General features: G+C 40.8%; 7 protein-coding genes. 5 read left to right on the top strand and 2 right to left on the bottom strand.

Annotated features, from left to right (window positions below; genetic code table 11):
• Together V7L20_RS03095 and hmpF are read right to left on the bottom strand one after the other, a co-directional pair.
• Positions 1 to 280, bottom strand: a 280-nt coding sequence (locus V7L20_RS03095) for a hypothetical protein (protein ID WP_334742661.1), incomplete at its 3' end; no start/stop codon positions are given.
• Positions 281 to 1,131: 851 nt separating this feature from the next.
• A complete protein-coding gene (hmpF, locus tag V7L20_RS03100; protein ID WP_334742662.1) occupies positions 1,132 to 2,892 on the bottom strand; it encodes a pilus motility taxis protein HmpF in 1,761 nt (586 codons plus the stop codon).
• Positions 2,893 to 3,272: 380 nt separating this feature from the next.
• Between hmpF and V7L20_RS03105 the strand changes: the two genes are divergently transcribed.
• From V7L20_RS03105 to V7L20_RS03125, 5 genes are all read left to right on the top strand, one after another.
• Complete coding sequence (locus V7L20_RS03105) at positions 3,273 to 4,448, top strand: response regulator (protein ID WP_334742663.1); 1,176 nt, start codon at positions 3,273 to 3,275, stop codon at positions 4,446 to 4,448.
• A 376-nt stretch (positions 4,449 to 4,824) separates the two neighbouring features.
• The gene (locus V7L20_RS03110; protein WP_069073698.1) at positions 4,825 to 5,190 is read left to right on the top strand and encodes a response regulator transcription factor; all 366 of its coding nucleotides are present in this window, start codon (positions 4,825 to 4,827) and stop codon (positions 5,188 to 5,190) included.
• 13 nt (positions 5,191 to 5,203) lie between these two features.
• Positions 5,204 to 5,734 carry a chemotaxis protein CheW gene (locus tag V7L20_RS03115; RefSeq protein WP_334742664.1) on the top strand — a complete coding sequence of 177 codons (531 nt, stop codon included), beginning with the start codon at positions 5,204 to 5,206 and terminating at the stop codon, positions 5,732 to 5,734.
• A gap of 14 nt (positions 5,735 to 5,748) precedes the next feature.
• Positions 5,749 to 8,682: a methyl-accepting chemotaxis protein gene (locus V7L20_RS03120; RefSeq protein WP_334742665.1), complete on the top strand. Its 2,934-nt coding sequence runs from the start codon at positions 5,749 to 5,751 to the stop codon at positions 8,680 to 8,682.
• A gap of 91 nt (positions 8,683 to 8,773) precedes the next feature.
• Positions 8,774 to 11,504: Hpt domain-containing protein (locus V7L20_RS03125; RefSeq protein WP_334742666.1), on the top strand; the 2,731-nt coding region annotated here is incomplete at its 3' end.

The following is an 11,504-nucleotide window of genomic DNA, read 5'->3' on the forward strand; positions in this document are numbered from 1 at the left end:
AAAACTTGTCATATAAATGACCGTTACTTCCTACTACAAAAGTCGAAATTCGATCCAGTGTAGGCTGGTAGACTACACCAGGTGAGTTGATTGCTACTGTGCTGGGTGGTTTTTTTATTGCTACTGTGCTGTGTGATGTTCCCTGGTCTTCCCCTACCCATTGACTACCCTTGTAAAATTTGTCATATAGATGACTGCTACTTCCTACCATAAAAGTCGAAATTCCATCCAGTGTAGGCTGGTAGACTACACCAGGTGGGTTAATTGCTATCGTACTCATAGTTATTTATTTCTCTCTTTATTAACTGCCTGGTTTTAAGGGACTTCCAACTGAAAAAATATCCCATCGTAGCTGCGTATTGCAATACGCAGTTAAAAATGTATACATAATTTCAGTATATCGAAAAGTTTGGTGGCAATTATCACTTATCTCTTAGCACTAATTGAGCCTTGAAACCTAAGAATTGAGCGATTATATTTAGACCGAGAATTCTTCTGCGTACCTGTAATTAGATGGTTGCAAGCTCTAGATATTCCATTTGAAATGCCAGCTATCATTCGAGGCAAACATGGTGAAACTAAACAATTAATTAGAGGTAGGTAGGCGGGGTTAGAATACTAGTTACACAATAAAGCAGCGATAAATATAGTTCAGTAACTTTTCCAGTGTGGATAGTTTGCATATATAAAAATGCTAAAAGACGAGAGCATGGGCGGGAATTTTTTGTTTACAATGCTGTGCCCCTACACCGTTCTTAACTTAGGAATGTAAAGTAAATAAACGTGACTTTGATGAACTTTAAAGCCTGAAACCCTTATGCAGTATATTGTCTAGAAACTATTGGTTCCTAAAAATTTTTGATTTTATTGAGAATAAAATCAGTAACCAATAAATTTGCCAATTATTGACCTTATTCTTAACTAATAATACGTAATTTGCTACGAACTTTTGTTTCAACAATCCTTAATTTATAAGGCTTTTAGCCCCTAACATCCGTCTAACTCACGTTAAATAACATCCAAATATGGTTTTTAACCTCACCCCGCCTTTGACGAAGTCAAAGTCTCCCCTCTTAGTAAACAAAGGGGTTTGAAGTAAGGTTTTGTACTTTATTAAATCCGCGTTCCTTATTAAGACGCTAGTAATTGTGGCTGAGATGTTAAACTTTGGAGAGTATGACGCAACTGAGCGATCGCTTGGATTTGATAATCACCAGTTTTCTGGAATTGATCCAAAGATTCTCCAATTCCTTGCAGCTTTTGCCGTAATCCATCTAGACAATCCTGAATTGGTTGTAGTGCTTCTTGATAAAGATTCACTCGACCACAACATTCAGCAGTTGTTCTTCTTAGGGATAGCAAGTTTTCCTCCATCGCTTTGAGTTCTTGGCGCTTTTCATCCAAATCGTGAGTTTGATTGTCAATCATTCCCTGATTTAGCTCAATACCAGAACGAATCTGATCAATTTCACGTTCTAGCTTTTGGACTTCCTGTGAATATTGTTGTCGCTGGGTTTCAATTTGTAACAGAATCGGTTCTAAATTAACTTTATTACCCTCTTCTTCATCAATAACAGTATGTCCTTGTCGCCGCAGCAATACAGCTTGGTGTTGCTTGAGAAACTTTTGATGCTGTAACATATTGCGGCGTTGTCCCACCAAACTGGAGTTTAGCATCTGATAAAGGTCTTTTTCATCTGTTAGTTCCAGTTCCAAATTGATATGGTCATGATCAGATGCATGATTTAATTTATTTTGTAGTTCTTCTATAGCTTGTTCTTTATATTTCAATTCTTGTTCTTGATCGTGAACAAAGCTAGCGTCTATTTCTAACTTATACTGCAAATCTTGGACTATCTTTTGCAGTTCTTCTAAAGGCATTTTCTCCAAAGCTTTCACATCAGCTTCTTGGCTAAGAACTATATCACCAGAGGTTGCAGCTAAAGAGTGAATTTGTTGATATAACTCTTCGGCATTTCGTAACTGCTCTTTGATTATCCGAGCATACTCTTGCTTGCTGTTAAAGTCTGCTGTGTTTATCTGCAATTGGGCTGTTTGCTGAACTAGAGAATTTTGTGCTTGTTGCAATGCATTTTGGCGATCGCTCAAGGTTTGTGACAAACGCTCAACTTCTGCTTGCTGTTGTGCGATCGCAGTTTTTTGCTCCTCCAGTTTTTGCCAGTGCGGGGTAAGAGTCGCTTGCTGCTTTTCGACCAATTCAAAGGCCAGATGCAAGTGTTCTCTGACTGTTTCGGTGGGAGCAACACGACTAGATAAGCGATCAAGTAACTCACTCATTACCCGACTTTGCTCTTGATCTAAAACCGTCCCCTGTTGGAAATCTGCTTGACGCTCCTCTAGGCGGTGCTGCTCACCCCGCAAATGCTCCCAAGCGCCTTGCAATTCTAGGCGGTTGCGTTCTATTTCTGTTTGTAACTGTTCAATTTCCTGACGGGATGTGTCAACTTCCTGTTTTTGCTGCTCCAGTTGTTGCAACTCATCCTCCATATTTTGCAACTGTTCAGAGCGTACTTCCATGTCCATTTCACGGCGATTCAACTCTTGCGCCTGAAACGTTAGCGATTGCTTCCACTGATCAATTTCATCTTCCTTAAGCTTAAATTTCTCCAATTGGCGGGAAAAATTCTGCAAAATGTTGACTAGTGGCCGCCCTGCTTCTTGAATCCGTTGCACTTGACGATTTGGATTCAGTTCAACCAGTACTAAAGCACCATCATTTAATTTGTTTGCCTCCTCGGCAGCAATCACTTCTTCTGACACAGTATTCCAATTCTGGTCAGTTCGCTGACAAGCTAATAGTTTCAGTTCAGTTTTGCCACCGCCACTGAGTAAACCACCTTTCTGTTTTTGTACTTCTGCTAAATACAGCACACCGTTAGTCCTTTATTGATGCACTTAAAGTTTATGTTTTGGGATATACCTTAAATAATTCTGTTAACTTGTTTCACTGAACCGAAGTTTAGGAGAACAAGACAGACAAAACTATAGACGCGAGATATTACGTCTTGATATTTATAAAAGTGAGTTGGTCGCGCCTTTATATTTTGTACTGATGACAGTGATGATGACTTCCGTGTTAACACTAGCTTTGTCAAAGTGTATTACGAAAGATTAAACTTTATAGCTGAATCTATAGCAGTTCTTTTTTAGATGCAACAGATCGTAGGGAACATTGCTTATATGTGTCAACTTCAGCCCAAACCCATTTAAAAATAATATTAACGGCATTACAAGGAGTATTTTTTAAGTAAATGCAAGGAAATTTAAATGAAATTGATATTTGCAGTATTTTGCAATTGATTGAGTTGGGACAGCGAACTGGGCAACTATGGGTCAGAGCTACTAGCTCTCACCATAACAACAAACTGGGTGGAGAGGGAGCAAGCATTTATCGCCTCAAACAACAGTCTTGGTTCGTCTTTTTCCTCAATGGTCAAATTATTTATTGCCAAGAAGGTGAGAGTAATTTATCCAGAATTAGCGATTATTTACGTCATTATCGAGTCGAGATGCGACTTACCGATAAACAAATTGCCTCCTTACCATCAACCGACGCGCCAGAGTATGCCTATCTGTGGGCACTCTTGGAGCGGAATATTATCAATCCCAAGATCGCTGGTAGTATCATTCACGGCTTGGTACATGAAACTCTATTTGACCTATTAAGTTTACACCAAGGGAACTTCATTTTCCATCAGAGTGCGGCACTTGCCCCGCAATTAAATAGTTTCGAGATTGCTCCATTTGTTACAAAAATTACGAAGCAGGTGCAAGAGTGGAAGCAGCTGTATCCACATATTCACTCTCCAGAACAATTGCCAGTGTTATCTGACAAAGTTCACCTACAATCCTCGCTACCAGAAGCAACCGTAAGTAAGCTACAACATTGGGCTGATGGTAAAACATCCTTGCGTCAACTAGCTCGCTATCTTAACCGAGACATTTTGACAGTCGCCAAGGCAATATATCCTTATGTGCAACAGAGTTGGCTTCAATTAGTATATTTAGATACTTTTAATCTAAATGTCCACACTGATAACAAGGAATTGAAGGGAAAACACAGGGGGCGGATAGTATGTATTGACGATGCGATCGCCATCGGTGAGACTATAAATTCTATCTTACAATCACAAGGTTATGAAGCGATCGCTCTCAGCAATCCCTTAGAGGCACTGAGTCTGGTTTTTCAACTCAAACCGGATTTAATTTTATGCGACATTGCCATGTTGGAATTGGAGGGGTACGAGGTTTGCGCCATGCTACGACATTCAAGAGCATTTCGGCTTACACCGATTATCATGCTCACTGGTAAAGATGGATTTATTGACCGAGTCAAAGCTAGTATGGTCGGGGCAACAGATTATTTAACAAAACCATTTACAGACACTGAGTTAATTATGCTCGTAGAGAAATATATTAACAACTAATGAAAGTAGAGCATTGGGAATTGGGCAGAATAATTTTAGATTCTGGATTTTGGATTTTGGATTGAACAATCTAAAAGACGCTCAATGATTCGCTCTAAGCATTCGTGTAACGTCTCGTAGAGAACCTATGCTAAAGGCTTTACGCTACAAAGAGAGCAAATCGAGGGGGTATAGAGCATATAAAGAGATCGAAGATTTGTTGATCTCCTAAAAGATCAGTTAAAAGATGTTATCACAGAGTCAGCTAACTTAGTGAAACGTTAATATCCAGGAAAATAGTGAGAACATACAATTAATTTATACAGTTAATACTTGCGGGGGAATTTAAAGAATGTTCCAAATAGGAACGTCTACATCAGGGGGTAAATAGACACTTATGAGTACAGTTCTGATTGTGGAAGACAGTATCGCGCAAAGGGAGATGATTACAGACCTCCTGAAAGCAACTGGACTAACAGTAACCCATGCCAGTGACGGATTAGAAGCATTAGAGGCAATTCAAATAGCACCTCCCGATTTAGTGGTATTGGATATTGTCATGCCCCGAATGAACGGCTACGAAGTTTGTCGGCGCTTAAAATCCGATCCAAAAACCCAAAATGTCCCTGTGGTTATGTGTTCTTCCAAAGGCGAAGAATTTGATCGCTATTGGGGCATGAAGCAAGGTGCAGACGCCTACATAGCCAAACCATTTCAACCAACCGAGTTGGTGGGAACAGTCAAACAACTGCTGCGAGGATAAGGACAAAAGCAATATGGTCAGCAAACCGGACTTTTTAAGTGGCAGTGGTCAAGACCATTTCCGACCAGAATTACAAGTAGAAAGTCCTGAAGGTGAGTTACATTTGAGGTTTTACATTCCCTCGCATCAAGAGTTTGCACTACAAGCAACTGGCATTCGGGAGGTAATTGAACTAAGTCCTGATAGAATCACCCCAATTCCTAATGCTTCTCCTTTACTTTTGGGTACTCTAAATTTACGAGGTCGAGTTATTTGGGTAGCTGATTTGGGTCAATTTCTTGGGGAAGCAAGTGTATTAAACACGGATAGAGCTGAAATTCCGGTGATTGCCATTGAAGAGCAAGACACAGTAGTGGGTTTAGCAGTAGAAGAAATTGGTGGTATGGACTGGTTGGATGTCCAGAATCTCATGCCACCAACTAGTGTTCCAGATACTATGGCTCCCTTTTTACGTGGAGAGTGGTTATTAGATGCTAAAAACAATCAGTGTCTGCGACTGCTCGATCAAATGGCAATTTTACGGAGTGCTAGGTGGGCAGGATGAAATTGGAGGAGGAAATGGCAGCAAGTATTGATAGTTACGAGCCAACGTATCAACAGGCGATGACCGCCTATGTTCAAAGGAATTATGAGGTTGCCGCCACTTTAGTTGACCAAGTGGTGCAAAATTTACCAAATGACCCCAACTCTCATTTATTGCGGGGTCATATCTACTATGTTTTGCAACAGTATGATGTAGCAAAAGAAGAATATCAACAGGTATTAGGCTTGACTAACGATCAAGAAATTATTGGTTTTGCAAATAATGGAATTGAGAATATCAACCAATATTTACAATCATTTGGTGGTGAAATTGATACATTAGATAGTCAAGAGCAAATCAATTATCCAGAGATGTCTGATCCACTGGCAGATAGCGAACAAGAATTAGAAGATTTGGGCGCTAGTGAGGATTTTGACAGCAATAACCTTGATTTAAACTTTTTTGGAGAGCATCAAGAAACTATTAATGGCGTTATAGAAATATCATCAAAAAGTCCATTTGATATACCAACAGAAGATACTATTGCAACAGTAAAAATATCCGATTCTCCTAAAGCTTTTGGTGACGATCCTTTTGCCTTAAATGAAGAACTACAGGAACAAGAGTTAAACAGCAGCAATTTTCAAGAAAAAAGAGAATTAGAGTTGCCTGCTTTCTGGGAGGAAGATGTATCAGAAGAAAACCACGAAGAAGTATTAGAAAATAGTCATTTTTCCAATAATGGAATGAATTTTGATTACAATAATTCAGCTATTGACAATAATAACTCTTCATCTGCTAATTCCAAAACTAGGAATAAGGATAATAATTTCCCTGATTCGTTGAGTGAGCTAAATTCTCTAGAGACTAATTTGGGTAACTTAGAATATACAGACTCTAGTTTAGGAGATGAAACTTTAATTCTGGTTCAAGAAGAACGTAAAAATAGTTCTTCAAAAAAGAATAACAGTCAATATGACTTGCCTGAAACTGAAGCAACCGATTGGTTGAAGTCAAAAAATTTTGCAGCAGAAGAAGCTTTTGCACCAAATTTATCGGATGATACTTCATCTTTTAACAGCAATCTCCCTGTAAAAGAAAAGCAGTTTAAATCAGGCGAAAGTATCGGTAAAAATAGCTTTGATGAGGATGATAATTTTGATATGGAAGCATTTGAGTCTGCCTTTGGCTCAGAGGGCTTAAGCTCTTATGAAGACTCCAGCAATATACTAAATGGAGAAAATTCTAAGAGCAATATAGAATTTTTAGATGACTTTGAGGAATTTGATGATTTAGGTAACATTCCAGGGTTTGACCTGCTCGAAGGAGATTCTAACTTTGGCGATCTTGCAATGCATTCTGCTGGATCACAAACCAGTGGCAGTGGACGTTCTCCAGCCGTGGAGGCTTCTGCGAGTAGTGCAGCGAGCGATCGCGAAGAAGAACTATTCACAATGACTGGTTCCCATGAAGGAGTTCCAGTCTTTAGCCAAACAGATGTCTCGAAACTAGAACCCAACGTCACCGTCGAGCAAGGATGGTTAGCACCATTAGAGAATGCCTCCATAGAAAGGAAACAATGGTTAATTGCTGGAAGTGTGGGCATTGTCTCGGCGCTGGTTGTAGCCACAGTTAGCTTTGTCGCCACCACATTCTCGCCAGCCCAACAACGAGAATCAGTACGGAACACTGGTTGGGCAATGTCACTTGCAGCTGGGATTGCAGGTTTTGCTACCGCAGGTGTCATGGGAAATCTTGCACTTAAACAAATTCGCCGCACAACCGATGATCTCCAAGCTCAGTTTGAGGCTGTACGTCAAGGAAATTTGAATGCTCAGGCCACAGTGTTTTCCGAAGATGAATTGGGTCATTTAGCTACTGGCTTTAATGAAATGGCGCGGGTAATTTTCACAACCACAAGTGAAGCCCAACGAAAAGCCGATGAACAAGAGGAAGCTAAAGAAAACCTGCAACGCCAGGTAATTCGCCTCTTGGATGATGTGGAAGGAGCTGCTAGAGGTGATTTAACAGTCCAAGCTGAAGTTACAGCCGACGTATTGGGAGCGGTAGCTGACGCCTTTAACCTGACAATTCAAAACCTGCGGGATATTGTGCAACAGGTAAAAGTGGCGGCGAAGGATGTAACAAAAGGTGCAACCAACTCTGAAACCTTTGCTAGAGCCTTATCTAGTGATGCTTTGCGCCAAGCAGAAGAGTTGGCGGTGACGCTAAATTCTGTACAGGTAATGACTGACTCGATTCAGCGCGTAGCAGAGGCGGCGCGGGAAGCTGAAACAGTTGCTCGTGATGCTAGCACGATCGCTCTCAAAGGTGGCGAAGCAGTAGAAAATACTGTGGCGGGGATTTTGGAAATTCGAGAAACCGTTGCCGAAACCACCCGAAAAGTGAAGCGGTTGGCGGAATCTTCTCAAGAAATTTCTAAAATTGTGGCGTTAATTTCCCAAATTGCTTCCAGAACAAACTTACTGGCACTCAATGCTAGTATTGAGGCGGCAAGGGCAGGAGAAGCTGGACGCGGGTTTGCGATCGTAGCAGACGAAGTGCGCCAGTTAGCAGACAAATCTGCTAAATCCTTGAAGGAAATTGAACAAATTGTGATGCAAATCCAAAGCGAAACAGGCTCTGTAATGACCGCGATGGAAGAAGGCACACAACAAGTAATTAAAGGTACAAAATTGGCAGAAGAAGCCAAGCGATCGCTCGAAAACATTATTCAAGTGGCAAATCGCATCGATATTCTTGTACGCTCGATTACCAGCGACACTGTGGAACAAACTGAAACTTCCCGCGCCGTCGCTCATGTAATGCAATCAGTAGAACTTACTGCCCAAGAAACTTCCCAGGAAGCACAGCGAGTTTCAGGTGCCCTACAACACCTAGTAGGTGTATCCCGTGACTTGATCGCCTCCGTTGAACGTTTCCGAGTGGAAACTACAGAAACTAGATAAATTGTCATTTGTCCTTTGTCCTTTGTTATTTGCTAATGACTAATGACTAATGACTAATGACCAATGACCAATGACTAATGACTAAAAAACTATGCTGCCGGAACAACAACAGCGGATTTTGGGTTACTTTATCGAAGAAGCCAGGGATCACCTGAATACCATTGAGCAGGGCTTGCTGAATTTAGAGGGTACTCTCAACGACCCGGAAATGATCAGTGAAGTCTTCCGGGCGGCTCACTCTATCAAAGGAGGAGCGGCGATGCTTGGATTGACTAGCATCCAGCATACCTCCCACCGTCTGGAAGATTGTTTTAAAGTTCTCAAAGATAATCCAGTTCAGATTGACCAAAAGTTAGAGTCTTTATTTCTCGGTGTATCTGATACCCTGAAAGCGCTGTTAGAGCATTTGAGCGGACCTTATGGTCTTTCTGAAGATGCAGCTAATACTTTGATGTCAGAAACTGAGCCAGTCTTTCAATGGCTCTATCAGCATCTGGAACTACTTGTAGAACAAGGAAAAAATGGAGTAGCTAGCACAACAAAACTACAAACAACCTCTGTAGAGAATGTCTTTACACTTACAGAATTTTTTCAACGGCAAAATATTCCCAGTTTGGCAGAAGGCACCCATCAGGAATCTCCAGAAATATCCTTGTCGGTAGCCCCCCAAGAGGTGCGAGACAACGCTGCGCGATCGCCTCTCACCGCCAAAGAAAATAAGAATTGGGGTGAATTTCAAGCCCAGGTGCTGCAAAGACTGCGGGAAATGTTACAACTGTTTAAGCAAACAACAACACCCTCAACTCGACAAAACCTTCAGGAATGCTGTTACGAGTTAGTCAGACTTGGGTTAACTTGGAACTTGTCCAAGTGGTGTGGTTTGTGTCAAGCAGCAGCCAGTGCGATCGGTAATCCTGAAAATACCTATCTCGCGTTAGCTAAAATTGTCATTACCGAAATCAAGCAAGCTCAAGAATTAGTCCTGCAAGGTAGGGAAGCCGAAATTGCAATTAGTCAGCAACTAGAAGCGCTTTTGAACTTTGCAGAAATTGAGTTATTAGAAGTTACCACCGATTTGTTTGATGAACAGTCTGAGCCTTTGACAGAATCATCAACTGCGTCAGAGCCAATTCTTTCTGATAACACCGAGCCGTTAGTTCTAACTAACCTAGCCCAGACAACTGAAGAACTTAATCTAGAGAAGGATACTAGCGATCGCGCCCACGTTCAACAAGAGACATCGCTAAACGCTGCTACTCACACTAGTCTTAGTTTCACCACACATGACGAAGTACATCCAATCAGTAGCAATCTTGACCCCAATGGGCCAGAGGTAGGAATAGCTGAATTAAATACCCTTGCCGATTTATTTGATGGTAATACTCCTGAACTAGATGAGAGCTGGCATCAAGAAGAAACCTTAATTGCTGTCACCGATGATTTTGGGATTGATTTCAGCAGCACAGACGTTGAGGATGCTCATAGCGATTTATCCGATTTTCTCTCCTTTGATGAAAACACAAGCAACGAGCAGCACCCAACAACCACAGCCACGACAGAAGATTTATCCCTATTATTTGGCGAAAATTTCCTAGAAAAAGAGAATTCAGAACCGCAAAATCAACAAACATCTGCTACGACTTTAGAGTTAAACGATATTAACGTACTTGATATAAATTTAGACTCTTCTTCCCAAGATTTACAAGAATTTATTGATATTTCTAATCATATAAATCTGCCTCCTGATGTCAACAAAAACAATGTGGTTGAAGATTTATTGACACTGGCGCTAGATGATATAAAACTATTACCTACAGGCGAAGTAACTCAACCAGAAACAGAGGCGAACGCCTCTGTAGAACTATCTACCAACCAACAAAATAGTTTTGATAACTTATTCTTAGAAACTAGAAATGCAAATTGGGTAGAAGAAATTACCCCTAGTGACTACATAGAATTACCCCAGAAAACAGGCTTGTCTCTAGAGAGTCTATTTGCTGAAACGGAAGAACAATCACTACTGGCTACAAGTGAACCAAAACTCGGTGATTTATTTGATACATCTCCAGCAGCACCTGAGTTTTCTGAATCAGAAAATGATCTGAACAACTTCTGGAACCAGGAAACCACAGAGGAACAGGACGAATCCGATTCCTTAATTGAGGAAAATGTGGAAAGGGCGTTAGAGGAGAGTTTGTTTGCTGCGACTAATGATATTTTTGCCGATAGTCAGCAGTCAATACCTTCTCCTATAGCCAGTTTTGATATAGAAGAAGATTTTGATATCAATTTCCAGGAGCAAGAGCAGTTAGATTTGATATTATCATCAGATTCTGCAGATGATTTCTTTGATGAGTTAACACCTAGTAACTCAACTATTTCGCCTGCAATCAGCGCTCGCATACAGCCTTTTGCGCCTGAAACACCTTTATTAGGGCAGCATGTAGGGGAAGAAATTATCAAGCGATCGCAACAACCAGAAGCTTTAGATTTTATTCCAGAATTTACTAATCAGCCCCCAGAGATATCTGCTGTTGATCTAGTATTTGATTCATTCAACTCTCTCGATGAAAATCCGCAACTGCTGTTTGAAAATGTAGTGACATCCACATATATTCAGATGGAAACTACAGATAATACTGTGGATGTATCGGCTATAGAAAATATCAGTTTTGGAGAAATTTCAGATTTAGCATCACTTCAAGCAGAACCAGATGATTTGCTCGTTTTCGATGAAAATCCGCAACTGCTGTTTGAAGATGTCGCGACATCCACCTATATTCAGATAGAAACTAGAGATAATCTGGATATATCGACTATAA

Origin of the sequence: Nostoc sp., from assembly GCF_036916735.1 — a bacterium.
Classification (GTDB): Bacteria; Cyanobacteriota; Cyanobacteriia; order Cyanobacteriales; family Nostocaceae; genus Nostoc.